Below are 25,741 nucleotides of genomic sequence, written 5' to 3' on the forward strand. Positions count from 1 at the left end.
TTACTGCAAAGATATAAAAAAAGGACTGCTCGTGGCAGTCCTTTTTAGTTTTGAGTAAAAGTTTATTGAACTTTAAACTTATGCTTTTTTTGCTTCAGCTTTCTCTTTCTGTTTAATGAAGTTGTAAGCAATTGGAGAGGCCACGAAAATAGATGAATATGTACCTACCAATACTCCTACTATCAGAGCAAATACGAAACCTCTGATGACTTCACTTCCAAATACAAAAATCACCAACAATACCACAAGTGTTGTCATAGATGTATTTATGGTTCTGCTGATGGTTGAGTTAATTGCCAGGTTAAACACCTCCCTTAAATTGCGTTTTGGATATAGCAATCGGTATTCCCGGATACGGTCAAACACAACCACGGTATCGTTAATGGAGTAACCGATTACAGTCAGGATGGCCGCAATAAATGCCTGGTCAATTTCCAAAGCAAAAGGCGCAATGGTGTAGAACAGGGAGAATATTCCAAGAACAAACATCACATCATGAATAACTGCGGCCAATGCTCCTACTCCTAACTGCCATGTGCGGAAACGCAATAGAATGTATAAGAATATTACAATAAGAGAAAACACAACGGCATAAGCAGCTCTGCTTTTAATGTCGGCAGCAATGGTTGGGCCAACTTTTTGGGAGCTCATCACATAGTCGCTCATAAAAGTATCCTGTGTGGTGCCTGATGGCAAAAATGGTTGAACACCTGCAAAAAGACGATCCTCAACTCGAGAGTCAGCAACTTCATCAGTTTCGAATACCAGGTAGTTGGTTGCAATTCGCACCTGATTTGCGGTTCCAAAAGTTTTTACCTCGGTATTGGCGCCTTCAAAAGCTTCGGAGACAGAAGAAAATACTTCAACAGAATTGACGTTTTCAGCGAAACGTACCAGATAAGTACGACCCCCGGTGAAGTCAATCCCCTGTTGAAGTCCTCGTACCGAAAGGGAACCAACTGCTATCAGAAAGAATGCTCCGGATAGAATGAATGCTACTTTACGTTTTTCAAGGAATGCAATTTTTGTGTTCTTAAACAGGTTTGATGTAAATTTGGATCCAAATTTAATGTCAACCTTGCTATCAAGTAACCATTCGTAAACCAGTCTTGTGATAAACACAGCTGAGAAGAACGAGGTGGCGATACCAATCATCAGCGTTGTTGCAAAACCTTTAACCGGTCCGGTTCCAAACATAAACAGAATTAAACCAGTCAGGAATGTTGTTACGTTGGCATCAATGATGGCTGAGAATGCGTTTTTATAACCATCGGAGATGGCAAGTCTCAGTCCTTTACCGGCTTTTAGTTCTTCACGTATTCGTTCGTATATCAGAACGTTTGCATCTACCGACATACCAATCGTAAGAACGATACCTGCAATACCGGGTAGTGTCAGTACGGCATTAAATGCCGCCAGAACTCCCATTACGAAGAACATGTTCGAAACCAAAGCAATATCGGCTACAACCCCAGCTTTAAAACCGTAGTATATCATCATGTAAATGAGCACAACAATAAATGCCCAAATGAATGATTTTAATCCTGCGCTAACGGCCTCTGCTCCTAGAGATGGTCCAACTACGTGGTCTTCTACAATATGAGCCGGAGCCGGAAGGGATCCTGATCTGAGGATGTTTGCAAGGTCTTTTGCCTCTTCCGGACTGAAGTTTCCGGTAATGGAACTTTGCCCTCCTCTGATCTCATTTTGAACTGTGGGGAAACTATAAACATACCCATCAAGAACAATGGCAATGGATTTACCAATGTTTGCGTTTGTTAATCGAGCCCATGTTCTGGCTCCTTCGCTATTCATTGACATGGCAACCTCGAATGCTCCCGTTTGGGTCACACGGTCACTGGCATTAGTAATGACATCTCCTTCAAGAGGAGCTCTTCCATCCATGGTGTTGGCACGAATGGCCACCAGTTGGAAAAACTGTTCACGGGTATCACCAGCGTTGGGAACCCAGAACTGAAGATCATTTCTTGGAATCGGTTTAACAGTCCACAGTAATTTTAGGTCGCGAGGTAGTGCTGAACGAACTTCTTCTAATTGCAGCCACTCATCTATTTGAGCCATGTGACGTGAAGCGGCCACACCTACTACAGGACCCGAAGCTCTTCCAACCGGCTGCAATATGGTGAACAGTGTTCTTAAATCCTGATCTGTGGTGTCAATATCCTCCAGATCAAGATCTCTTAACAGCGAAGTTTCATCGTCTTCACCTTCTAATTGGTCTGCAATCACATCAACATCATCAGTTGTTTCGGTCTCAACCGCACTATCCATGCGTTGAGCCATAACACGACGGGTGATGATTTCGTTGGCTTGTATCAGGTATGGTTGAATGGTCTGATTATCGAAAGTTTCCCAGAACTCAAGGTTGGCAGTTCCACGCAACAGGTTACGAACCCTTTCAGGCTCGGTTACACCAGGTAGCTCAATCAAAACACGACCTGGGCTTTGTGGAAGGCGTTGTACGTTTGGCTGAACAACACCAAAACGGTCAATACGTGTACGCAGGATGTTGAAAGCATTACTGATGGCAGCTTCTGATTCTCTTCTTAAAACTCTGATAACCTCGTCATTTGAGGAGTCGTATCTTACACGATCTCTTAATTCCACAGTGTTAAAGATAGCAGCCAGACTGGCATCCGGTGCCACTTCTTCGAAAGCTTCCCCAAACAAGGTGATGAAATCACGGGTTGAAGTCATCTCTCTCTCTCTTGCCAATTGCAGAGCGCTTCTGAAATTGTCGTCCTGATTGTAGTTTGACAAAGCATCTACGATGTCGGCAACCTGAACTTCAAGTATCAGGTTCATACCTCCTCTCAGGTCAAGACCAAAGTTGATTTCTCTGGCTTTGGTTTCCAGATATGTGTATTGTCTCAGGCCAAAAAGGAAGTTGTAAACAACTTCGTGTGCCATTGAGTCCAGAAATTGAACTTCATAACCACGGAGGGTTTCCTGATCGGCATCTGGGCCGGCCATTTTAATGGCAAATTCAGTAGCATCCCTTTCAACCTTGCGGGCATGGTACGTGAAAATTAGCTGGTATAAACTCACCAATGCCAATAAAATGGCAAAAAGTCTTATTGCTCCTTTGTTCTGCATTTGATTTCCCTTTTATCTTTTCAATTACTTTACTTCTTTTATTATAATATGCTTAATACATGTAAATGTGCTGTGCTGTTTGGCTTTCATGCATATGTTTAATATGCTTTTTAAGTCAAATTTGTTGACTTCACCTTTTTTATGAGGTTCTTATAATCGCGCAAATATATTCATTTTTTTTCTAAAACCCATTGTTATCTTTTGATTTGATTTTTGTTTTCAGAACAGTTTTTAACCTATATCAAAACTTACTATGCAATAAACCAATTCAGATTCAAAGTCGGCAGCCGGTTTTGTTTGTTTTCAAAACAGGAACTCTATGCTGGGAAAGAAATTTCCGCAACTATTTAAATGTTTTATTAAGTTCCCGTTTCCCGGCTACATAAGTTATTAATATGTATGTAGAAGCGATAAGAACAACCGGTATCAGAAAGTAACACCAGGAAGGATTAAAGGATTTATAAAAACCGGAAAGCCATATGTTTGAAGTATGTACGCTTAAAGGGATTGAAATGAGTAAACTGAGTGCTACAAATATGCCAAAAGATGAAAAAGTCTCCATCATTATCCGTTTATATGGGGCGGTGAATATGGTTTTTAGTCGTATATTTTTATGATGGTAGTATAACAGAAAAGCAGCAAAACCAATTTGACTCATTACTGACAAAAGATAAGCCAGCAGGGAGAACATAAATGCGATTCCTGCAAATCGTTTTTCTTCTGAATAGAAATTGTCAATCACTTTTTGTAATGTATGATGTTGCATGGTGCTGCCTTCAAATTTTGTCTCCCATATAGCGTTGAGCTTTTTTATTAATTCCTCTTTGGGAGATACGGTTGAGAGCTGAGCAATAATATGACCCGGAGCCTGATTCCTATGGTTTTGAATAAAAACCATAGGACGTGAAGGGTTCTTCATATTTTCGAAGTATATATCATGAACAACACCTATGATGTTATACACATGAGTTTCATCATCGGATCTTCCTCCAACAAGTTCTATTTGATGATTGCTTTCGGGGCAGAATTGAATCATTCGTGCGGCTGATTCATTGATGATGATTTTTGTAACATCACTGGTGTCAGAGACTTCAAATAGCCGACCAAGAGCAGTTTTCGCTCCAATTGCTTTGAAAAATCCGTCATCAACATAGTTTGTAGCCATCAACATCACTCTTTCTTCTTCGTCGGTGCTTCTGAATGAGATGATGTTACCATCCTCTCCCGGACTGAAATGTGCAATTCCTGCCTGCTGAACTATACCGGTACGTATTATTTCCTTTTTAAAATCGCGAAGTTCCTGTGGTGTTGATACACCTCGTTCTATTACAATTGTGTTTTTAGTGCTGAATCCATGGTCTGCGTTTTTTAGAAAACTGAGTTGTCCATACATTACAAGGGTCAGAGAGATCAGTAATATTGATAATGCGACCTGTGCTGTTACCAGAAATCCGCGCACCAAGATCCCGGCTTTTTTTATTTTGCTTGATCCTTTGATAATGGAAATTGGGTTTAAGCCGCTATAAAATAGTGCCGGATAGCTTCCGGCCATCATACCTGTAATAAGTGTTATGATTATAAGCCAGAGTAAATCAGGTCGCTGAATAAAGCCTCTGGTGCTCATGTTTATGTTGAAAAGGGTGTTGAAGGCGGGGAGAAATAATTCAACCAAAACCAAAGCCAAAAAGAGTGCCATGAATGAGTATACTATGGCTTCAGTCAGAAATTGAACAATAACATCCTTGCGACGGGCAAAAAACACCTTTCGCACAGCAACCTCCTTAAACCTTCTGGATGAACGGGCAGTGGTAAGGTTCATGAAATTGATGGCCGTAACAATGAGGATAAAAAATGCTATCCCGGTAAAGGCTTTAATATAAATTGGATTTGAACCGTCCTTCAGTTCATTATTAACATCCGAATAGAGGTTTATATCATGTATGGAGATGGATCCGAAATTTAACTGAACGCTTCCTGAACCCGGTGGATCACTTCCAAAGGCTTCTTCTATCTGGATGTTCACTTTTTTCATGGCCTGATACGCCAGCCTAGCGAAAACATCCTCGTTGGTAAATCCATCTTCCAGAAGGTAATAGGAATAACTGTTAAGGTAGAGCCAATTTCTGTCCATCGTTCTTTGTTGACTCAATGTGTCCTGCCTTATGGTTCTTTCAACCGCAGCCCAGTTTCCTAGTATGTCAAAACGAAGATGTGAATTGACAGGGATGTCTTCTACGACCGCTTTTATGGTATAATCAATTTCGTTGTCCAGTTTAAGTCTTTCACCTATTGGGTTTCGATATCCAAATAATCGTTGTGAAGCTGAAACCGTAATGATTGCAGCATTTGCATCGTTCCTGAAATCCTCTTTGCTCCCCATTAAAAATGGCAGATCAAAAACCTCGAAAAAATTGGAGTCTGCATAGAAAAAATTGGACTCAAGTGATCTGAAATGCTTACTTTCGATTACCCTGCTCAGCCCGGGCATCAGTCTGGTAGCGCTTCTAACTCCTTCTGTCCTTTTGGATTCCAAAGCAAGAGGGATGGGTGTTAAAGCACTGTGGATGGTGTCTTCTCCAATTTTGCCGTAACTGTTTAGCCTGTATATGCTTTCGGAATGGGGGATGAATCTGTCGTAGTTTGACTCAAAATAGACATAGATAAGAACCAGCAGCCCCATTGCTATACCAAGCGAAAGCCCCAGAAGTGTGAGGAGCGAAAGCCCACGGTGTAGGAGTATATTCCTAAAAAGGGTTTTTATGAAGTTGCTGATTTGCATAATGTCTTTTCCTATATCTCTTTTTGTATGGCTTCGGTTACAATATGTCCATCAAAAAGTCTGATGATGCGACTAGCTCTTTGCGCTTCGGATATTGAATTGGTGAAAAATATTACTGTGGTTCCTGCTTCGTTGACTGAAGAAATAAGTTCAAAGATCATTCCTCCACCAGTTGAGTCCAGACTTCCTGCGGGCTCATCAGCCAGTATGAGCTTGGGGTTGTACACTGTTGCCCTGGCTAAACCGACGGTTTGTTGCTGCAGTCTGGTTAGTTCTTCAGGGTAATTATTTCGTTTATGATCTAGTTTAAATTTGTAAAGTATCTCACTAACCATCTTCTGACGCTCTTTTCGGGAATATGGCAAGTAAAGCAATGGTAGTTCAATGTTATTATATACTGATAGTTCGTCAACCAAATTGAAATCCTTAAACATGTAACCAATGTTGCCACGTCTTAAGCTGATTCGTTTATTTTGGCTTATTCTGCTGCACTCTTTGCCCATAAAAAAAACTTCACCACTATCGGGTGTGTCGAGAAGTCCCAATATATTGAATAGTGAAGATTTTCCACTCCCGGCCGGGCCGGCCACAGCAACAAACTCCCCTTCATCTATATCAATGTTGACATTGATGAGTGCCATGGTTTCCACTTCTCTGGACTTGTACAGTTTTTTTAGGTTTCTTGTATAAATCATTTTTCTGAGTGTTCGTTTTAGTACACTACATGTCCGTTATCGCACGCTTTTTTGTGCGAATTGAGTTATGGGCTAAAAATCAAAGTATCGTAATGTGTTGTGGGTCAGATTCAATAAGTTGGTGCTTTACAGATTATTAATATTATATTAAACTCTAATGTATTCAAAACAGAAACCGTGCCACCTGCCTTATTAGCCTATTAATCTTAGTGTTGAGGGTTGGGATTCTTGAGCTGTTTAAAATTTGGCTTATATAATTGTTCGTTTTCGTACGTTCTGATTTCAAAGATGAACATTTTTTTGTAGTTTTGAGAATCATCAGACTTATTTTAAAGCGAAATCTCTATGACCTCAAAAAAAGGGAAAATCCTTGCAGTGGACGATAATGCAGATATATTATTTGCGTTAAAGATGTTGCTAAAGCCTCATTGTGAGTTGATTCAAACAGAAATTAATCCCGAGAGGATTCCCCAGCATATGGCAGAAGACGATTATGATGTCATATTACTTGATATGAATTTCAATAAGGATGCCATCAGTGGTCACGAAGGGTTTTCCTGGTTAAAACGTATTCTGGAAATAGACCCAGGAGCCGTGGTGTTGTTTATTACTGCTTACGGAGATGTAGAGAAATCCGTTAAGGCCATAAAATCGGGAGCCACCGATTTTATTATCAAACCATGGCAAAATGAAAAATTACTCGGAACCATTTGGTCGGCCATAAAGTTAAGAGAATCTCGTAAAGAAGTAAGCAGTCTGAGGGAACGACAGAAGGAGATCAATACCATAATGGATCAGCCTTTTGCAGATTTTATTGGTGTATCACCAGGTATGCAACAAGTATTTAACACCATTAAAAAGGTTGCGGGTACCGATGCCAATGTGCTGATTTTGGGAGAGAATGGTACTGGTAAGGAGTTGGTGGCCAGGGCGCTTCACCGACAATCCAAACGTGCTGACGAACCATTTATAAGTGTGGATTTGGGTGCGTTGAGTGACACCTTGTTTGAAAGTGAACTTTTTGGACATGTAAAAGGTGCTTTTACTGATGCCAAGTCTGATAGACCGGGAAGGTTTGAACTGGCAGCTGGCGGGACGATCTTTCTTGATGAAATTGGGAACCTCTCTCTACCGCTGCAGGCCAAATTGTTGACTGTTCTTGAACGCAGAGAGGTCACCCGAGTGGGTGCCAACAAGCCAATTCCAATAAATATACGCTTGATTTGTGCCACCAACATGGGAATTAAACAGATGGCTGTTGAAGGTGGTTTCAGACAGGATCTTTTATATAGGATTAATACGGTGGAGGTTGACTTGCCTCCACTCAGAGAAAGACATGAAGATTTCCCTCTTTTGGCTGATCATTTCATTAAAATTTACAATAAGAAATACAACAGAAAAATATCCCGGCCAAGCCAGCAAGTTTTGCGAAAACTAACAGATTATCCGTGGCCCGGGAATGTGAGGGAATTTCAACATGTGATTGAACGCACCATCATCATGAGTGAATCGGATACTCTTACTGTTGATGATTTTCAGTTAAGTCATCATTCCGGAGCAAAAGATGGAGTTGAGTTGGAAAATTACAATCTTGATGAGGTTGAAAAGATGATTATAGAGAAGGTTTTGAAAAACAACCGGGGCAACATTTCCAAAGCCGCTTCTGATCTGGGATTAACCCGCACTTCTCTTTACCGAAGAATGGAAAAACATGGGCTTTAATCGTTTCAGGCTGATTCTTGGTGTCAGAATCTTTCTTTTATCGGTATCACTTTTTGGAGTTATGTATCTGTTTTTAAATACACAACTAACCATTACTGTGGTAATGGTTGCTTTGTTGGTTATTATTCAGATAGTCTCTCTGTTCATTTTTGTAGATAAAACCAACCGTTTGCTAAATAGTTTTCTGCAATCAATCCGGTATTCTGATTTTACCAGAACTTTTCAAGTGGAAAATAATGATTCATCGTTGGATCAGTTAAAAAAAACCTTTAATGAGGTTATTTCAGATTTTCAATCTGTAAGAGCTGAAAAGGAGGAGAGTTATCATTATTTACAAACGGTCATTCAACATATTGGAATTGCACTGATTGCTTTTCAGAAAGATGGTTCTGTGGAATTGATAAACAATGCGACCAAAAAGCTGTTTCAGGTTCGAAGCCTGAGAAATATTCAGGCTCTCCGGGACTATAGTCCCGATTTGGTTCAAAACCTGCTAACCATTAAACATGGAGAAAACATTCTTGTTAAAATACGGGAAAAGGACGACATTTTGCAATTGTCGATTTATGGGACTGAATTCAAAATTCACAACCGCAACATCATTCTGGTATCCATAAAAAATATTCAGCACGAATTGGAAGAGAAAGAGATGGATTCATGGCAGAAACTGATAAGGGTTTTGACTCATGAAATCATGAATTCAATAACACCCATCTCATCACTCTCCTCTACTGTTCATCTTTTGATGAACGATATCATTGAAACCATTGACAGTAAAAATGAATGCACTGAAGAGGTTGAAAATCTTCGTGAGATTCAAAGCGCATTGGCTACCATCCAAAAAAGAACCGAGGGGCTTATCCATTTTGTGAATACTTATCGAAACTTAACAAAGATTCCGAATCCCAGTTTTTCTATTTTCCCGGTGGAACAGCTGTTGCAAAATGTATATGAACTGCATCGCCAGGAGATGACAGAGAAAGGAATCATCTGTAATATATCTGTTTTGCCTCCATCTCTTGAATTGTCGGCAGATGAAAAGTTAATTGAGCAGGTTTTGATTAATTTAATGACCAACTCGATACAAGCTTTAACAGGGAAGCCGGACGGACGTATTAACTTAAAAGCTTTTCTGAATAAACGCGGAAGAATCACCATTCAGGTGATTGACAATGGCCCCGGAATTTTACCTGAGGTGCTTGATAAAATCTTTATTCCGTTTTTTTCAACCAAAACAAATGGCTCGGGTATCGGTCTGAGTTTGTCACGACAGATTTTACGACTGCATTCAGGTAGTATCAATGCATTTTCCGTTCCAGATACTGAAACCAATTTTACATTAACGTTCTAGTTTGAAAGACTTTTATTCGGGAGCGCTGTTTAGCCGGTTAAACATCACGGCTAAATGAGCGTAAAGCGAGGTGTTTTGTACTACGATATGTTCAGGCACAACAATTCTAACAGGCGTAAAATTCCAAATGGCCTGAATGCCATTTTCAATCATCATTTGGGCTGCTTCCTGTGCATTTTGAGCCGGAACGGTAAGTATGCCAATTCGTACTCCATGACCTTTTCGTTGAATAAATTCATCGATGTGATGGATTTGAACTTCTCCAATTTTTTTCCCAATTACATTGGGATCCACATCAAATGCTGTGGATATTTTCAATCCATACTGCACCAGTCCGTGGTCGTGAAGCAATGCTGTACCAAGGCTTCCTGCGCCAAACAGATAGGCTTCATCCATTTCTCTGAATCCCAGGAAATCCTCCAGCGCATCAATAAGGGGTTCAACTTCATAACCAACGCGGGTTTTGCCGGATATTCCTGTATATGAGAGGTCTTTTGTTACCTGGGTGGGATCAACACCATTATCACGCGCAATTAATGTAGAGGAAACATACTGGCTACCTTTTCTGTGCTCAAGCTTTAAGTAGGCCAGATAACAGGGCATTCTGCGAAGTGCCGGTTCGGGCACTGCGTAGTTCTTCTTTTTAATACTGCCTGTTTCCATTACAGTTTGAATTTAGGTGTCGCAAATACAAATTTAAGGAAGATTTTCAATTCAGAAACTTTTATATTATTAGACTGTGTCTAAATTAAAATCGTTTAATATCTGTTAGATGGAAAAAAAAAGACCACCTTTGGTGGTCTTTTTTTTGTGGGCACTAACGGATTCGAACCGCTGACCCTCTGGGTGTAAACCAGATGCTCTGAACCAACTGAGCTAAGTGCCCGATAATTTATTGGGATGTGGGCGCTAACGGATTCGAACCGCTGACCCTCTGGGTGTAAACCAGATGCTCTGAACCAACTGAGCTAAGCGCCCCAATTACTGTTTTGCCAAAAGCGATGCAAATATAGAAGAGTTTTACTCAACAGCCAAACTTTTTTTGAAATTAAACCACCTCTGCCACAATAAAAGTGCTTCCGCCAATGAAAATCAGATCGTTATCGGAAGCATTTTTTTTAGCTTCATTCAATGCTTTTTGTACGCTATCATAACAATTCCCCAACAAACCATGTTTTATCGCTTTTTCTTTTAGCTGTTCTGAAGGTAAACTCCTCGGTATTTCTGCCCGGGTAAAATAATATGAGGCATTTTTTGGTAGCATTCTCAGAATGCCATCAACATCTTTATCGTTAACCATGCCAATTACCATATGTAAATGGTTGTGTGGGGTCTCTGCAATCTGATGCAATATTTGTGAAATTCCATCAGCATTGTGACCGGTGTCGCAAATTGTTAGGGGAGAAGTGTTTAATGTTTGCCATCGTCCCATTAATCCGGTGTTCGTGATGGTTTTCTCAATTCCTCTTTTTACATCTTCTGAGCTTAGATGAAAACCATTCATCTTCATGGAATGAATGGTGGCAGCAACGGTGCGTAAATTTTCCAGTTGATAGTGACCCGCTAAAGGAAGTTTGATGTCCGACAGCCATTTCTGGTCTTGAAAAGTGATGTCCGTTAGCAGGTAGTTTGTTTCTTTTGATTTAAGGATTACTTCAAAAAGATCTTCTGCATAAATGGTCTTTGTATTTTTTTCTTCGGCTGTTTTGCAAAAAACAGCCGTTGTTTCAGTTTGCTTTCTTCCAATAACCACCGGAACCCCTTCTTTAATTATCCCTGCCTTTTCTTTTGCAATGGAAGGAATATCGTTTCCTAAGAACTGCATGTGATCCATCCCAATATTGGTAATTACCGAACATTGGGGAGTAATGATGTTGGTTGAATCAAGTCGACCTCCCATACCTGTCTCAACTATTGCCATCTCCACATTTTCAAGAGCAAAATATTGAAATGCCATGGCCACCGTCATTTCAAAAAATGATGGAGATATCTCTTCAATGATTTGTTTGTTTTTGATAACGAATTTAGTAACCATCTCTTCAGAAATCATATCTCCGTTTATCCTGATTCTTTCTCTGAAATCCTTTAAATGAGGAGAGGTGTATAAGCCGGTTTTATAACCGGCTTCCTGAAAAACAGATGCCAGCATGTGCGAAACTGACCCTTTGCCATTGGTGCCGGCTATGTGAATGCTCTTAAATTGTTTGTGAGGATGATTAAACCAGCGATCAAGGTAATGGGTGTTGTCAAGATTGTTTTTGTATGCAACGGCTCCACTTCTTTGAAACATTGGTAGTTGATCAAAAAGAAACTGTATGGCTTCAGAATAATTCATGGTTTTTGGTGATTATAGCAATGCAAAAGTGCGAAATAAGCACGGATTTTGATATATTTATGATATTCGAAATTATCGATAATCTTTAAAATACACTTTATGGCTGCTAAGAAAAAACAATCTTCGAAAATTTTCATTCTCGATACCAATGTGTTGCTGCATGATCATAAATGCCTTTATAATTTTGAGGACAATGATGTAATTCTTCCAATTGTGGTTTTGGAAGAGTTGGATAAATTCAAAAAAGGGAATGATCAAATCAATTTTCAGGCACGGGAGTTTGTGAGAATCATGGATAAATTATCGGGAGAAAAGTTGTTCAGCGACGGAGTCTCCTTAGGTGTTGATAAAGGAAGATTGTTTATCGCAACAGGCAAGCCTTTTCCTCAAATTCTGGAGGACTCATTTTCGGATAGAACACCCGATCATCGCATATTGGCTATAGCCTTACACGTGGCCGAGAAATTTGAAAAACGTACCGTGATTCTAATTTCAAAAGATATCAATTTGCGAATGAAGGCTAAATCTCTCGGCCTTAAAGCTGAGGATTACGAGACCGATAAAGTAAAGAACATCGAAATTCTTCACAAAGGGGTAGAGACCCATGATAATTTTGATGCATCTATCATTGATCAGTTGTATCAAAAGGGAACCGTTCCCCGTGAGTCTTTTCCCATGGATGAAGAGGCTACGCCGGCAAATCAATATTTTGTTCTTAGAAACAGCAGCCAAAGTGTGTTGGCCTGGTTTGATCCATTCAGTAACTCAATTAGGAGGGTAGAAAAGCATGGAGCATATGGTATCGAACCCAGAAACGCAGAGCAGGCATTTTCACTCAATGCTTTGCTGAACCCCGAAATCCGTCTGGTTTCTTTAACCGGGAAAGCCGGAACGGGGAAAACACTTCTGGCATTGGCCGCAGCGTTGCAGCAACATAAAATGTATAAGCAGATTCTTCTTGCTCGGCCAATTGTTCCGCTGTCCAATCGTGACCTGGGGTTCCTTCCGGGTGATGTCAATGAAAAAATTGGACCTTATATGCTGCCGCTTTTTGATAACCTGTCAGTGATAAAAAACCGGTTCAGCGGACAAAGCCGCGAACTTGCGGCCATTGAAGAGATGCAAAAGAGGGAGGAGTTGATTATTACGCCACTGGCTTACATTAGGGGACGGAGTTTGTCGGACGTCTATTTTATTGTGGATGAAGCACAAAACCTTACTCCGCATGAGGTTAAAACCATTATTACACGTGCAGGAGAAGGAACTAAAATGATTTTTACGGGTGATATACATCAGATTGACTCTCCATATCTGGATATGCAATCCAATGGGCTTGCCTATCTCACCGACAAGATGAAAGGACAGGATCTTTTTGCCCATGTTAATTTGATTAAAGGAGAGAGAAGTTATCTTGCAGAATTGGCATCAGATTTATTATAATGGATTATCAAGGGATTTGCATACAGGTGGTTAATTTGGCTCGTCAAACCGGCAGCTATTTAAAAGAGGAAAGAGCCCGCTCGGCGCCTGATTTGGAGCGTAAAGGAAAAAATGATTTTGTAACCCGATTCGATAAAGAGGCTGAAGTACGAATTGTAGATGCTTTGTCGGAAATATTACCTGATTCAGGCTTTATTGCTGAGGAAGGAACCGGAAAAGGCACTTCTGGCAGATTTAATTGGGTCATTGATCCCATTGACGGAACAACCAATTTTATTCACGGATTATCCCCTTTTAGTGTAAGTATTGCGCTTATGGAGGGAGAGGAATTGGTCATTGGTGTTGTTTATGAGCCTGGTCTTGACGAGTGTTTTTATGCCTGGAAAAATGGTTCCGCCATGCTTAACGGGCAAGTGATTTCCGTTTCAAAAACAGAAATGGTTTCAGATGCTCTTGTGGCAACAGGGTTTCCATACACTAATTTTTCCCGCATGGATAATTACATGGACTCGTTGCGTTTTTTGATGAACAATTGCCGAGGCGTAAGGCGCATGGGATCGGCTGCCGTTGATTTGGTATATGTTGCTTGTGGTAGGTTTGACGGATTTTATGAATATGGCCTTAAACCGTGGGATGTGGCAGCGGGTTCATTCATTCTTGATAGAGCCGGTGGAAAAGTTTCTGACTTTTCTGGTGGGAATGACTATCTTTATGGCCGTGAAATTATAGCCACCAACAAATCTATTTTTGAAGAGTTCTTAAAGGTTGTTTCGGGCTATTTAATCTGAGTTGATGATGTTAAACTACATAGGATTTTATCTCTCTTATCCGTTTTTATGGCTGGCAGGGAATATGCCATTCTGGATTTTATACAGGTTCTCTGACTTTTTTTACATCGTTGTTTTATTGGTGGGTTATCGCAAAAAGGTGATTGAAACCAATCTGAGGAATTCGTTTCCTGAGAAAAGCAACAGTGAAATCAGGAAAATCAGATATTCCTTTTACCGGCATTTCTGCGATATTTTTGTTGAAACAATTGCTATGCAGAAATCAAATGTTTCCAGAATCCGTAAAAGGGTGCGGGTGGTAAATCCTGAAGATGTTAATGCTGTACTTGAAAAAGGACAGGATGTGATAGCGGTAACTGGTCACTACGGCAACTGGGAGTGGGTTCCTTCTGTCTCCGACAGGCTGAACGCTTTAGGCGTTTCAGTATATCGCCCGCTAAAAAATCCGATGATGGATAAGTATATGCTGATGTTGCGAAGCCGTTTCGGATCTGTTAATATTCCGAAGAAAAACACCAGCAGGGAAATTGTTCGATATAAAAGAAGTAACCAACGTTTTATTTTGGGGCTAATTTCTGATCAAAGCCCCGGAAAGAGGGAGTTGCAATATTGGACTCGTTTTTTAAATCAAAACACACCTGTAATACTTGGACCCGAAAAATTGGCTAAGTTGACCGATTCTCAACTCTTTTTCTGGCAGATGGAGAAAGAGAAAAGAGGGCAATATAAAATCACTTTTATTCCATACGAGGGGAATGTTAAGGATTCAGCCGATTATGATATTACCGAATGGCATCTGAGGTTACTGGAAAAGTTGATAGTATCCAAACCTGAGCACTGGCTTTGGTCACATAAACGATGGAAATATCAGCATCTGTTTCCTGGAAAGGAATAACCATTGCCTGAAAATAATAAGAAATGCATAAACCGGAACTCTCTGTTGTTATACTAAATTGGAATACGCGTTCGTTGCTGGAGGAGTTTATTCCCAAAGTAATTATGAACAGTGCACCCTGCGATGCTGTTGAAATAGTGTTGGCCGATAATGGATCTGCAGATGATTCGGTTGCCTGGGTCAGGCAACATCATCCGGAAGTGAAGGTTCTGGAATTGGGAGATAATCTTGGATTTGCAGGTGGTTACAATGAGGCATTGTCACGTTTAGAAAGTGAATTTGCGGTGTTGCTCAATTCTGACGTGGCACCTGGAAAAGGTTGGCTGCCACCTTTGCTTAAAACCATGAATGAAAATACAGATGTTGCAGCTTGTGTGCCTGCCATCAAGGATGTTCGTAGCCCTGATTATTTTGAGTATGCAGGCGCGGCCGGTGGATTTATAGATGTGTTGGGGTATACTTTCTGTAGGGGACGGCTTTTTGATGTAGCTGAAAAGGATTCCGGTCAATACAAAAAACCGGGTACGGTTTTTTGGGGAAGTGGTGCAGCATTGATGGTTAATCGAAAGCTTTTTTTGGAAACAGGTGGTTTAGACGAAGCATTTTTTGCACACATGGAGGAAGTGGACTGGTGTTGGAGGGTGAAAAATATGGGTTACCATATTTTTTATGTGCCGGAAAGCGAGGTGTTTCACCTGGGAGGAGGAACTTTAAGCTATCAAAATCCAAATAAAACTTACCTGAATTTTCGCAACAATCTTTATATGATGCGGAAAAACCTCCACAGGCGTTCATTATTGACTATTTCTTTTCGAATTTTAATGGATGGCCTGGCATTTATTCATTTTTTGGTAAAAGGAGAGACAAGAAATGCATCAGCTGTTTTTCGGGCTCATCAGGATTTTTTGAAAAACTATGGCAAATTTAAAACCGTTAACTCCAAATTAAAGCAAGGGGTAAAAAAGATTGATCATCCGGAAATCTATCATGGTTCGATTGTGTGGGATTTTTTCCTTCGCAGGAAAAAATATTTTCACAGCCTTAATTTTCGTAATTTTTAGAGAAGGTCCAGCAGTTCTTCCAATTTGTTTGCCCGACTACCTTTAAGCAAAATGGTTGCGTTTACTATCCGGTTACTAACCAGATGTTCTCTTAAATCTTCGCTTTTTTCAAAATAATTGATGCTTTCAGCCCCGGTTGAGGTATTCTGAAACTCGGCTCCAACCAAAAAGCATGTTTTTGGTTGGACTTTTAATGCCTTTTCTACCAGTTCTTGGTGTTCTTTTTGGCACTCCTTTCCAAGTTCTTTCATTCCGCCAAGTATAAGGATCTTATTGTCTCCTTTCATGTCGGCAAAGTTACTTAGTGCGGCTTCCATACTTGAAGGATTGGCATTGTATGCATCAAGAATAACGGTGTTGTGTTCTGTTTTTATAATTTGTGAACGGTGGTTAACCGGTTGATAATTGTTTATGGCTTTATTTATTTCTTTAGCACTAATCCCAAAATGAAGTCCTATGGTAATGGCAACTAAAACATTTTCATAATTATAGGCACCAGTTAATTGTGTTGACACTTTTTCCCATTCCTGATTTTCTGATTTCCATTCAAAACTTAAGAAGGGATCGGTTTTAACGTTGCGACCGGTTACTTTATAATTATCATCGTTCCCATACCTGAATATCGTTCCGTTATAATCTCCGATCATCTCTTTTAGGTGGTGATTATCCCCATTTATGAATATTTCATTTCCCTGTGTCTTAAGATGGTTATAGAGTTCTCCTTTGGCTTTTTTGACGCCTTCAAAGGATCCAAATCCTTCGATGTGGGCTTTCCCTACATTGGTGATCAGTCCCATGTCGGGTTGGGCAATGTCACAAAGTTGGGCAATTTCTCCTATGTGGTTGGCTCCCATTTCCACTACTGCTATTTGGGTTCCGGGTGGCATGGAAAGTAATGTTAGAGGCACTCCTATGTGATTATTTAAATTGCCTTGAGTAAACCAAGTTGAAAAACTGGTTTTAAGAACCTCGGCAATGAGTTCTTTAGTGGTAGTTTTTCCATTGGAACCGGTTATTCCTATCACTTTTACCTGTGTCTGATGCCGATGATGAGTTGCCAGTTGTTGCAGCGTCTTAAGTGCGTCCGGCACCCAAATACAATGGGGCTCATTTTTCAAACTGACGTCGTCTACAACTGCCAGGGAACAACCTTTTTTTAAAGCTTCCAGGGCGTAGTTATTTCCGTCAAAGCGTTCTCCTTTTAGTGCAAAATAAATTGCTCCGGCAAAACAGGTTCTGCTGTCAGTTGTGACGATTCCTGACTTGAGATATGAGTCGTAAATTTGATTAAGTTCCATGGCATTAATTTTATACAAAAATGCATAAAAAAAGGCTGGTTTTACAACCAGCCTTTAAAAATCTTTGTAGCTACTGTTAATTACCTTCTTCTGCCTGATGCTTCTGGAGCACCCACGCGTGTCATGGCGCAGCGGAAGCCTAAGTCGTCACGAGCTTCGCGTTCGTCAAGGAAACGACGGGTGCCGGGGCTTAGCCAGTATGCACGGTCACGCCATCCACCACCTTTGTATACTCTTGAACGGTCGCTGATTCCAATACTTAAAGCAGTACCAGGAGTTCCGTCGTACATGGTAGATGAGTTGTGCTCTGATTCAGTCCATCCTTCACCGGGAGCAATGTTTGAAATAGGATCCCCGTCAGCAAAGTTTCTGTTATCAGAAATTCTGTAATTATGTCTGTCAAGAATGTCTTCGTCTGATTCTTCGCGATAACGAATACGCCCGAATTCATCTTTATCTACCACCATACCTTCTTCATCCAGAACTTTTGTTTGGAAGATGTTACCACGGAATGGGCTGAATTCCTCAACATCCTGATGTGATAATGGGCGATATACATCCGCAACCCATTCGTTAACATTACCAGCCATGTTGTAGAGACCATAGTCGTTTGGCCAATATGATCTTACTGGAACAGTAATGTCACCACCATCATTAAGTGATCCGGCCATACCCATGTAGTCACCTCTTCCACGTACGAAGTTAGCCATCATTTGTCCGCGATCTCTTCTGTCTGGATTTCTTACAATGTGTCCATCCCATGGATAAATGCGACGATGTGTTAATCTTTCCTGGTAAGAGTTACCTACAAGTCCTAATGCTGCGTATTCCCACTCAGCTTCTGTCGGAAGACGGTAGCGTGGTAATAAAATCCCATCATCAGACCTTACTCTTCTGGTATCGCGATTAGGATCCAGATCCCGCATTGGGCGGCGTCCTTCTATACCATCATATTGCCCAAGAAGGTAAGCTTCGGTATTGAAGTTGTTTTCATTCTGCTGGTTTACATCCAGTTCAAGGATGCCTCTGTCAATAAGTATCTTTTCGTTTACACGATCGGTACGCCAAGCGCAGTAATCATTTGCCTGTAACCAGTTTACACCTACAACGGGATACTCGCTGTACGCCGGGTGACGGAAATAGTTCTCCACCAAAGGTTCGTTATAAGCCAAAGGTCTTCTCCAAACCAAAGTGTCAGGAAGAGCTCTGCGATATACTTCGGGATAATCAGTGAACACTCGCTGAACCCAATACAGGTATTCTCTGTAGTCTACGTTTCTTACCTCTGTCTCATCCATGTAGAAAGATGGTACTGTAACTCTTCTTGGAACGTTGTTCCATTCACGCATTACATCTTCATCAACTTGTCCCATTATAAAGGTTCCACCTTCTATAAAAACAAGTCCTGGTCCGGTTTCCTGTTCATAACCTGAACGATACTCGAACCCACCATAATCGGGATTGTTGTATGCCCAACCTGTGGTTGAAGAAACGTCTCGGCCTCCTCTTCCGCATGATGCAAGGATCAGAATTGAGGCGAAAACGGCTAGTAAAGAACTGGCTCTAAATCTCATAGCTTATTTTATTGAGTTCTGATTTTTATTTTATTAATCTACAAATATGGTGAAAATTTAGGGTTGTTGCCATATTTATCTTTTGCTTTATACTGCAAAAGTAAAAAAAGGTTATACCTAATCGGATACTAATTTTATTTTTTTTCTTAATTCTGTTCAAAGTTAATGAATGACTTCAATAATTCAATGGTTTGAGATGTCGTTCTATCTTTGGTTTGAATTTAATAATGTATGATTTAAAAAAACTCTAAAAAAAAGAAATTGTAAATATTAGAACGATGTATTTTTAAAATTGTTATATAAGTTATCCTTTTTTATTTTTTTGAGGAGATGGACTTTATTTATTTGAATGTTCAATACTGTCATTATAGTACAATTAATTTAAAAAAGAGCCGTTATAGTTTTACATTTTATTAGTTTTACTTCGGTTTATTCGCGGTTTATTGATCGAAGATGCGAGGTGGTATCGATTTATTATTGAGATCCTTTATAGAAACAACTTTTGATTTTTTACGTTTAACCTGATATCAGGTTTTTTATTAAGTATATCTTATATTATTAGATGCAAAGGATAGGTTTTTTTTCAGTATTGTTTTTATTTGCAATATCTTCATTATATGCCCATAAGCATAGTTTAGAAGTTAGTAAGCAAATAATTTGGGGAGAATATACTATAAATGAGATATTGCCTTTTGAAGATGACGGTCATTGGGAAGATGGTGGTGTTCCTGTTTACAGATTTCGGGTTCCTCTGCCAAATGAAACAGATCCCTCATCTATCAATGTTCAAATACAAGATTTGCAACTGTTGCCGGGAGATTCCGGGTTTTCACATTTAGCGGAGTATCGAAACGCTTTACCAGAGCTTCGAAGTATGGTCGTTTCTATCCGCATGAATACATATCTCGAAATTGAAATAATTCCTTTCCACCTCGCGGATAACGAGATCTCACTTGTATCAGGTTTTACTGCGTTAATTGAGTTTCAAACGTCTTCTGTTGAGGCTCTACAAAGTGTAGATTTAAAAGCTTCTACTTCTTTATTTAAGTCTAATTCGGTGTTGTCTTCTGGGTTTTGGCAAAAAATTTCTGTTTCAGAAACAGGAATTTACCGCATTCCTTATTCAACCTTAACGTCGTGGGGCTTTAGTAATCCACAAAATGTTGCGGTATATGGTTATGGGGGACAGATGGTTCCGCGTATCAATGCCAATGCACGACCTGATGATTTACCTGAAGTTGGGATTCTTCATCATAACAATGCAATATATTTTTATGCACATGGTCCGGTTTCCTGGAGGTGGGATTATAACAAGCAGATGTTTACTCAACAATTGCATTATTGGTCAAATTTTGCTTTTTATTTTTTAACTGAAAAAGACTCTCCTCCCAAGTCAATCCCTATGATGGAGGTTGAAACCCGTACACCAACGCATACAATCACAACATTCGATGAACGGAAATACCATGAACTAGAAAATCATAATATATTGAAATCTGGTCGTAAATGGTTTGGTGAGAAATTTGAAGGTACCGGTGTTCGAAGCAGGACTGTTTCATTCGATTTCCATGGGCGGGATGTCTCTGCTCCGGTGAAAATGGATATCAATGTTGTTGGACGATCACCAAATATGCATTCATTTCGTGTATCTGTAAATAATTCATCCGCTTTGCTGAATTTCTCGATTCCTCCTGTTTCAATCTTCTCAAATGACGGGCCATTCGCACATGAGGCTTCCGGAGTGGTTGAGTTTCAAGATGATCAGGAGAAGTTAGATGTGAAAATTGAGTTTAATGAAACCCATAATCGTGCAGAGGGTTACCTGGATTATATAACGATTAATGCACGTAGTGCATTAAGTATGCAGGGAGGCCAATTGCATTTTAGGGACAAGAAATCATCTGGATCTGACCGGGTATTGCGCTTCAGAATTCAAAATGGTAATTCCAATCATGTTGTTTGGGATGTAACCGATATCATTTCCCCACAGAAAATGCAAACTCAATTGGCGGGAGGAAACCTTGAATTTGTCGCAGATGCTGAAATTAATCGTGAATATGTTGCTTTCGACCCATCAGGTCAGTTTCCTGTTCCGAATAGAGTTGGGCAAGTCCCAAATCAAAATTTACATGCACTTCAACAAGCTGATTATGTCATTGTAGTAGCAGACGAGTTTGAAACTTATGCACATCAGTTAGCAGCGTTACATCAACAGCACAATGATTTGGCACCAGTGGTTGTTCCGGTAAGTCAGGTTTATAATGAGTTTTCCTGGGGACATCAGGACCCAACAGCTATAAGATCACTGATGAGGATGCTTTTTTACCGAGCCAATGGTGACCAAAAGATTGCTCCAAAGTATTTGTTGTTATTTGGTAATGGTTCATACGATAACCGTTCAAAGACTGCCGGTTTAGAGCGGGGGATAGTTACTTATCAGTCAGCAAATTCTACCCATCAGACTAATACTTATGTAACTGATGATTACTTTGGTTTTTTGGGGCAAAATGAAGGATCTGATGACCGATTTGACCGTTTGGATATAGGGATTGGACGTTTCCCCGTAAATAATGAAGTAGATGCGCAAGTGGCAGTAACCAAGGTTCGTCGTTATTTTGAAGAACAAGATCCAGGTGAATGGCGTAAATTGGTAACCTTTTTAGCCGATGATGGCGATTTTAACATCCATCAGAGAGATGCCGACTTTCTTGCTGAACGGGTTTTGAGAAATCACGCTGAATTTGATGTTCGTAAAATCTACCTTGACAATTATCCTCATACATCATCATCTGCAGGTCGAAGAGTGCCAGAGGCAGAGGACTTGGTAAACCGTACAATTTCGGAAGGTACGATTTTATTTAATTTTGTTGGTCATGGAGGGCCGGGTGGTCTTACTGAAGAAAGGGTGATCACAACCGCAAGCATCAATAACTGGACAAATATTCGTCGCTTGCCATTATTTGTAACAGCTACCTGTGAATTTGGCCGATTTGACGATCATAGCAGTGTGTCAGCAGGAGAGCGGGTGTTTTTAAACTCCTCGGGAGGAGGCATAGGATTATTAACGACAACCCGGGTGGTTTTTTCAAGTCTTAACTTCCAGCTTAATAATTCGTTCTTTAATTATGTTTTTTATAGAAACAATGATGGTTCAAAGCCGGCTTTCGGGGACATTATCAGAAATACAAAGAACGGAGCCGGAAGCAGTGTAAATAAGCTTAACTTTACATTATTGGGCGATCCTGCGCTGAAATTGATTTATCCGGAACATTCAGTTAATACTATTGCAATCAATGGTAGGTCCATTGATGCCATCGCAGACACCATCCAAGCACTTTCAAAAGTGCATCTTGAAGGAAGGATTACAGATAAGCAAGGTAATTTTATGGAGAACTTTAACGGGGAGGTGGATGTTGTGGTTTTTGATAAGCCATTGGAGGTTAAGACGCTAGGAAACGCTGGTGCAACTCCATTCGAGTTCAAGAGTTTTTCAAGTATTCTGTTTAGGGGGAAAGCGACTGTAGAAACTGGTTCTTTTGATATAGAATTTGTAGTTCCATTTGATATCAGATACAATTACGGTTTTGGGAAGATTAGCTATTATGCACGCTCGGAACAGTATGGCACAGCATTTGGTGCTTACGAAAATATTGTCGTTGGGGGATTTAATGTAGATGCACCCGAAGATAATGACGGGCCTCAGGTGAATATGTATCTTAATCATGCAGGATTCAGATCAGGAGATGTTACTAATTCCCGACCTATGCTTTATGCAGATATATTTGATGAATCTGGAATTAATACATCCGGGGCGGGAATCGGGCATGATATTGTTTTAATAATAAATGGAAACCGGAATGAGCCAATTGTATTGAACAGTTACTTTCAGGCTAAACCCGATACTTATCAGGAAGGTACTATTGTATATCAATTACCAGAACTGGAACCTGGGAAACATGAAATATCGCTAAGAGTTTGGGACACCTATAACAACTCCACAACAGAGGTGTTGGAATTTACTGTTGGTCGTGGAAAGGACTTAACGATAAGAGATTTTAAATGGTATCCAAATCCGGCATCGGGCAATACCACTGGTTATTTTAGTTTTGGTTTGGATGAACCCAACTCCAGATTGAATGTCAATTTGGATGTCATCTCTTCCGATGGCAGAACTGTTGGGAAGTATCGGGTAGATGTTGTTGCCGAAGGTAATTATGTGAGTCCTGTGCCAGTCGCTTTGGGCTCCCTTGGTATAAGAAGACCCGGACTCTATTATATCAGATTCCATATCAGCACCAGTGGTGGTAAGGAATCTCAGATTGTCGAGAAAATTTTGGTGAAGCCATAATAAATCCAGAATATTGCAGTTTAATAGACAGATACTAGTTAAAAAGTAAAATCAATAAAAATAATGACAACACAAATTAAATTTTTTCTTCGAAGGGTTGGTATCATGGTGTTTATTTCGTGTGTGTTAGCAACAGCAGGTGTGGCACAACGAGAAATAGACTTAAATGAGTTGGGAGGTCAGGTAAACATTATCAGCACTGCAGTTCCTTTTTTGGGTATTACACCAGATTCACGAGCGGGAGCCATGGGAAATGCCGGTGTGGCCTCAACTCCCAGTGTTCATGCTCAGCATGTCAATCCGGCGCAATTTGCTTTTATCAGTGGTAACCAGGGAGCGGCCATGTCTTATACTCCATGGTTGAGAAAATTGGTCAGTGATATTAATATGTATTATCTGACCGGATATACACGCATTGATGAGCTACAAGTGGTGAGTGCATCGCTCAGATATTTTACCCTTGGGGAGATTTTTATTACCGATACAGGACAGGATGGTTACCATGTAAAACCAAACGAATTTGCCATTGATGTTGCGTATAGTCGTCTGTTGTCAGAAAGATTCTCAGGTGCGGTAGCCTTCCGTTACATACGTTCGGATCTTTACGGAGGCATGGTTGAAAATATGGAGGCAGGAAACTCTTTTGCTGCCGATTTGGCATTTTATTTTCAAACACCAACAGAGCTAATAGGAAATAACTCTGTTTTTACCTCAGGCATCAACATCTCAAACATTGGTAATAAAATATCCTATGATGGTGGAGATACACGGCAGTTTATCCCGACTAATTTGAGGTTGGGGGTTGGTTTATCTACCGATCTGGACGCATTTAACAGTTTAAATGTCTCTTTTGATGCCATGAAGTTGTTGGTTCCAACACCTGGCGTTGCTGGTGATATGACGCGAGAAGAGTATTTCCGAATTAACGATATGTCGGTTACCAGTGCCATGTTTCGGTCTTTTACTGATGCTCCGGGTGGTTTCAAGGAGGAGATGCAGGAGATTGCCTATGCCATTGGTTTAGAGTATTGGTATGATCAGCAATTTGCCATACGTGCCGGTTATTTTCATGAGCATGAAAATAAAGGTAACCGTAAACACTTTACTGCCGGTATTGGCTTGAAGTTTAACATGCTTTCGCTGGATGCTTCATACATTATTCCGGTTGTTCAGAACAATCCATTGGCCAATACAGTTAGGTTCTCATTGGGAATTGATATTGATCAATTAAGATAAACAATAAGATGCAACAGATGAAATGGCGGGTTGGAATGGGCTTTGATGTCCACCAGCTCGCTTCTGGTTTTAAATTATGGCTTGGAGGAATTCATGTTCCTTTCGATAAAGGATCGGTGGGGCATTCAGACGGTGATGTTTTGATACATGCCATTTGTGACGCACTTTTTGGTGCTGCTAACCTGCGTGACATCGGTTACCATTTTCCTGATTCAGATCCCATGTTAAAGGGTGTGGACAGTAAGATTTTACTTCGAAAAACCATGGAAATTATCCGTAAAGCCGGGTACGAGGTAGGTAATGTTGATTCTACAATCTGCCTTCAGCAGCCAAAAATCAACCCATTTATTCCCGAGATGCAGGAAGTTTTAAGCAGTGTGATGCAAATAAGTGTAGAGGATATCTCCATTAAGGCAACTACTACTGAAAAAATGGGCTTTGAAGGCAGGGGAGAGGGTGTTTCGGCTTATGCCGTGGTGATGCTGTATAAGTAAAGCTGACGTTGAGGTGGATGTTTCTGTCGAAAATATTATTGCTGATCATCAGGCGGTATTAATATACTTCTCTCACGAGGGTTGTAGTGTCTGCAAAGTGCTACAGCCAAAAATCAAGGAGCTGCTGGACAAAAAATTTCCTCTTATAAAAATGTCGTATTGTGATGTTACAGAAGCTCCGGAAGTGGCTGCACGATATTCTGTATTTGCCGTTCCAACGGTTATAATCTTCTTTGAAGGGAATGAGTTATTGCGTTTTGCGCGAAATATGGGAATAGGACAATTAGAAGAGGCTTTAATAAGACCATACAATATTCTTTTTGGTCATTAAAAAAGGGTTTCGCATTGCGATACCCTTTTTAAATCGGAAGTTATAGTGTATTACTCTACAACTAAGCCAGCTTAACATTTACAGCGTTAAGACCTTTTCTTCCTTCTTGAAGGTCATACGTTACTTCATCGTTTTCTCTGATCTTGTCAACAAGACCTGTTACATGTACGAAGTATTCTTCGCCTGATTCTTCATCTTTAATGAAACCGAATCCTTTGGTGTCATTAAAAAATTTTACAATTCCTTTGTTCATAATAGTGTAAAAAAAATATTAGTT

The 25,741-nt window shown here is 40.2% G+C and carries 18 protein-coding genes and 2 tRNA genes; 10 read left to right on the top strand and 10 right to left on the bottom strand.

The window, feature by feature from the left end:
• Nucleotides 1–78: 78 nt before the first annotated feature.
• The 3 genes from secDF to EV194_RS03925 form a co-directional block, all read right to left on the bottom strand.
• Nucleotides 79–3,117, bottom strand: coding sequence for a protein translocase subunit SecDF (gene secDF / locus EV194_RS03915; RefSeq protein WP_132432355.1), 3,039 nt, complete (start codon nucleotides 3,115–3,117; stop codon nucleotides 79–81).
• 343 nt (nucleotides 3,118–3,460) lie between these two features.
• Nucleotides 3,461–5,896: an ABC transporter permease gene (locus EV194_RS03920; protein ID WP_132432357.1), complete on the bottom strand. Its 2,436-nt coding sequence runs from the start codon at nucleotides 5,894–5,896 to the stop codon at nucleotides 3,461–3,463.
• A gap of 11 nt (nucleotides 5,897–5,907) precedes the next feature.
• Nucleotides 5,908–6,591 (bottom strand): ABC transporter ATP-binding protein, encoded by a 684-nt coding sequence (locus EV194_RS03925; protein WP_132432359.1) that lies wholly within the window; start codon nucleotides 6,589–6,591, stop codon nucleotides 5,908–5,910.
• A gap of 345 nt (nucleotides 6,592–6,936) precedes the next feature.
• Here EV194_RS03925 and EV194_RS03930 point away from each other — a divergent pair, with 345 nt between their 5' ends.
• Entirely contained in the window at nucleotides 6,937–8,313 is a 1,377-nt protein-coding gene (locus EV194_RS03930) for a sigma-54-dependent transcriptional regulator (RefSeq protein ID WP_132432361.1), read from the top strand.
• Nucleotides 8,303–9,664 (top strand): sensor histidine kinase, encoded by a 1,362-nt coding sequence (locus EV194_RS03935; protein ID WP_132432363.1) that lies wholly within the window; start codon nucleotides 8,303–8,305, stop codon nucleotides 9,662–9,664. The genes EV194_RS03930 and EV194_RS03935 overlap by 11 nt, the downstream gene beginning before the upstream one ends.
• A 12-nt stretch (nucleotides 9,665–9,676) precedes the next feature.
• Here the strand turns inward: EV194_RS03935 and EV194_RS03940 are convergent, their stop codons facing one another.
• The 4 genes from EV194_RS03940 to EV194_RS03955 form a co-directional block, all read right to left on the bottom strand.
• Nucleotides 9,677–10,327 (bottom strand): redox-sensing transcriptional repressor Rex, encoded by a 651-nt coding sequence (locus EV194_RS03940; RefSeq protein ID WP_132432365.1) that lies wholly within the window; start codon nucleotides 10,325–10,327, stop codon nucleotides 9,677–9,679.
• Nucleotides 10,328–10,475: 148 nt separating this feature from the next.
• Nucleotides 10,476–10,550, bottom strand: a tRNA-Val gene (locus EV194_RS03945).
• Nucleotides 10,551–10,567: 17 nt separating this feature from the next.
• Nucleotides 10,568–10,642 (bottom strand) — tRNA-Val (locus EV194_RS03950).
• Between the two features lie 70 nt (nucleotides 10,643–10,712).
• On the bottom strand, nucleotides 10,713–11,999 hold the full coding sequence (locus EV194_RS03955; protein WP_132432367.1) for a bifunctional folylpolyglutamate synthase/dihydrofolate synthase: 1,287 nt from the start codon (nucleotides 11,997–11,999) through the stop codon (nucleotides 10,713–10,715).
• Nucleotides 12,000–12,098: 99 nt separating this feature from the next.
• Here EV194_RS03955 and EV194_RS03960 point away from each other — a divergent pair, with 99 nt between their 5' ends.
• The 4 genes from EV194_RS03960 to EV194_RS03975 are packed head-to-tail and all read left to right on the top strand — an operon-like array spanning nucleotide 12,099 to nucleotide 16,183.
• On the top strand, nucleotides 12,099–13,439 hold the full coding sequence (locus EV194_RS03960) for a PhoH family protein (protein ID WP_132432369.1): 1,341 nt from the start codon (nucleotides 12,099–12,101) through the stop codon (nucleotides 13,437–13,439).
• Entirely contained in the window at nucleotides 13,439–14,227 is a 789-nt protein-coding gene (locus EV194_RS03965) for an inositol monophosphatase family protein (RefSeq protein WP_243699321.1), read from the top strand. Before EV194_RS03960 ends, EV194_RS03965 begins: the two co-directional genes overlap by 1 nt.
• 4 nt (nucleotides 14,228–14,231) lie before the next feature.
• Nucleotides 14,232–15,122 (top strand): lysophospholipid acyltransferase family protein, encoded by an 891-nt coding sequence (locus EV194_RS03970; protein WP_243699322.1) that lies wholly within the window; start codon nucleotides 14,232–14,234, stop codon nucleotides 15,120–15,122.
• Between the two features lie 23 nt (nucleotides 15,123–15,145).
• A complete protein-coding gene (locus tag EV194_RS03975) occupies nucleotides 15,146–16,183 on the top strand; it encodes a glycosyltransferase family 2 protein (RefSeq protein WP_132432373.1) in 1,038 nt (345 codons plus the stop codon).
• On the opposite strand, the gene EV194_RS03980 is transcribed toward EV194_RS03975, so the two are convergent.
• Together EV194_RS03980 and gldJ are read right to left on the bottom strand one after the other, a co-directional pair.
• Nucleotides 16,180–17,481 (bottom strand): UDP-N-acetylmuramoyl-tripeptide--D-alanyl-D-alanine ligase, encoded by a 1,302-nt coding sequence (locus EV194_RS03980; RefSeq protein ID WP_132432375.1) that lies wholly within the window; start codon nucleotides 17,479–17,481, stop codon nucleotides 16,180–16,182. The genes EV194_RS03975 and EV194_RS03980 overlap by 4 nt on opposite strands.
• 80 nt (nucleotides 17,482–17,561) lie before the next feature.
• On the bottom strand, nucleotides 17,562–19,055 hold the full coding sequence (gldJ, locus tag EV194_RS03985) for a gliding motility lipoprotein GldJ (RefSeq protein WP_132432376.1): 1,494 nt from the start codon (nucleotides 19,053–19,055) through the stop codon (nucleotides 17,562–17,564).
• 562 nt (nucleotides 19,056–19,617) lie between these two features.
• On the opposite strand from gldJ, the gene porU reads away from it, so the two are divergent.
• From porU to EV194_RS04005, 4 genes are all read left to right on the top strand, one after another.
• Entirely contained in the window at nucleotides 19,618–23,403 is a 3,786-nt protein-coding gene (gene porU / locus EV194_RS03990; RefSeq protein ID WP_132432377.1) for a type IX secretion system sortase PorU, read from the top strand.
• 63 nt (nucleotides 23,404–23,466) lie between these two features.
• On the top strand, nucleotides 23,467–24,639 hold the full coding sequence (gene porV / locus EV194_RS03995; protein WP_132432378.1) for a type IX secretion system outer membrane channel protein PorV: 1,173 nt from the start codon (nucleotides 23,467–23,469) through the stop codon (nucleotides 24,637–24,639).
• A gap of 8 nt (nucleotides 24,640–24,647) precedes the next feature.
• Entirely contained in the window at nucleotides 24,648–25,133 is a 486-nt protein-coding gene (ispF, locus tag EV194_RS04000) for a 2-C-methyl-D-erythritol 2,4-cyclodiphosphate synthase (protein WP_317128696.1), read from the top strand.
• Nucleotides 25,134–25,146: 13 nt separating this feature from the next.
• The gene (locus EV194_RS04005) at nucleotides 25,147–25,464 is read left to right on the top strand and encodes a thioredoxin family protein (RefSeq protein ID WP_132432379.1); all 318 of its coding nucleotides are present in this window, start codon (nucleotides 25,147–25,149) and stop codon (nucleotides 25,462–25,464) included.
• Between the two features lie 61 nt (nucleotides 25,465–25,525).
• Here the strand turns inward: EV194_RS04005 and EV194_RS04010 are convergent, their stop codons facing one another.
• The gene (locus tag EV194_RS04010) at nucleotides 25,526–25,717 is read right to left on the bottom strand and encodes a cold-shock protein (RefSeq protein ID WP_079556320.1); all 192 of its coding nucleotides are present in this window, start codon (nucleotides 25,715–25,717) and stop codon (nucleotides 25,526–25,528) included.
• Nucleotides 25,718–25,741 lie beyond the last annotated feature (24 nt).

It is taken from the genome of Natronoflexus pectinivorans (assembly GCF_004345615.1).
GTDB lineage: Bacteria > Bacteroidota > Bacteroidia > Bacteroidales > Marinilabiliaceae > Natronoflexus > Natronoflexus pectinivorans.

What these genes read in the sequence shown, in the direction of transcription:
- secDF (WP_132432355.1), bottom strand. Translation starts at nt 3,117, where the DNA reads ATGCAGAACAAAGGAGCAATAAGACTTTTTGCCATTTTATTGGCATTG.
- EV194_RS03920 (WP_132432357.1), bottom strand. Translation starts at nt 5,896, where the DNA reads ATGCAAATCAGCAACTTCATAAAAACCCTTTTTAGGAATATACTCCTA.
- EV194_RS03925 (WP_132432359.1), bottom strand. Translation starts at nt 6,591, where the DNA reads ATGATTTATACAAGAAACCTAAAAAAACTGTACAAGTCCAGAGAAGTG.
- EV194_RS03930 (WP_132432361.1), top strand. Translation starts at nt 6,937, where the DNA reads ATGACCTCAAAAAAAGGGAAAATCCTTGCAGTGGACGATAATGCAGAT.
- EV194_RS03935 (WP_132432363.1), top strand. Translation starts at nt 8,303, where the DNA reads ATGGGCTTTAATCGTTTCAGGCTGATTCTTGGTGTCAGAATCTTTCTT.
- EV194_RS03940 (WP_132432365.1), bottom strand. Translation starts at nt 10,327, where the DNA reads ATGGAAACAGGCAGTATTAAAAAGAAGAACTACGCAGTGCCCGAACCG.
- EV194_RS03955 (WP_132432367.1), bottom strand. Translation starts at nt 11,999, where the DNA reads ATGAATTATTCTGAAGCCATACAGTTTCTTTTTGATCAACTACCAATG.
- EV194_RS03960 (WP_132432369.1), top strand. Translation starts at nt 12,099, where the DNA reads ATGGCTGCTAAGAAAAAACAATCTTCGAAAATTTTCATTCTCGATACC.
- EV194_RS03965 (WP_243699321.1), top strand. Translation starts at nt 13,439, where the DNA reads ATGGATTATCAAGGGATTTGCATACAGGTGGTTAATTTGGCTCGTCAA.
- EV194_RS03970 (WP_243699322.1), top strand. Translation starts at nt 14,232, where the DNA reads ATGATGTTAAACTACATAGGATTTTATCTCTCTTATCCGTTTTTATGG.
- EV194_RS03975 (WP_132432373.1), top strand. Translation starts at nt 15,146, where the DNA reads ATGCATAAACCGGAACTCTCTGTTGTTATACTAAATTGGAATACGCGT.
- EV194_RS03980 (WP_132432375.1), bottom strand. Translation starts at nt 17,481, where the DNA reads ATGGAACTTAATCAAATTTACGACTCATATCTCAAGTCAGGAATCGTC.
- gldJ (WP_132432376.1), bottom strand. Translation starts at nt 19,055, where the DNA reads ATGAGATTTAGAGCCAGTTCTTTACTAGCCGTTTTCGCCTCAATTCTG.
- porU (WP_132432377.1), top strand. Translation starts at nt 19,618, where the DNA reads ATGCAAAGGATAGGTTTTTTTTCAGTATTGTTTTTATTTGCAATATCT.
- porV (WP_132432378.1), top strand. Translation starts at nt 23,467, where the DNA reads ATGACAACACAAATTAAATTTTTTCTTCGAAGGGTTGGTATCATGGTG.
- ispF (WP_317128696.1), top strand. Translation starts at nt 24,648, where the DNA reads ATGCAACAGATGAAATGGCGGGTTGGAATGGGCTTTGATGTCCACCAG.
- EV194_RS04010 (WP_079556320.1), bottom strand. Translation starts at nt 25,717, where the DNA reads ATGAACAAAGGAATTGTAAAATTTTTTAATGACACCAAAGGATTCGGT.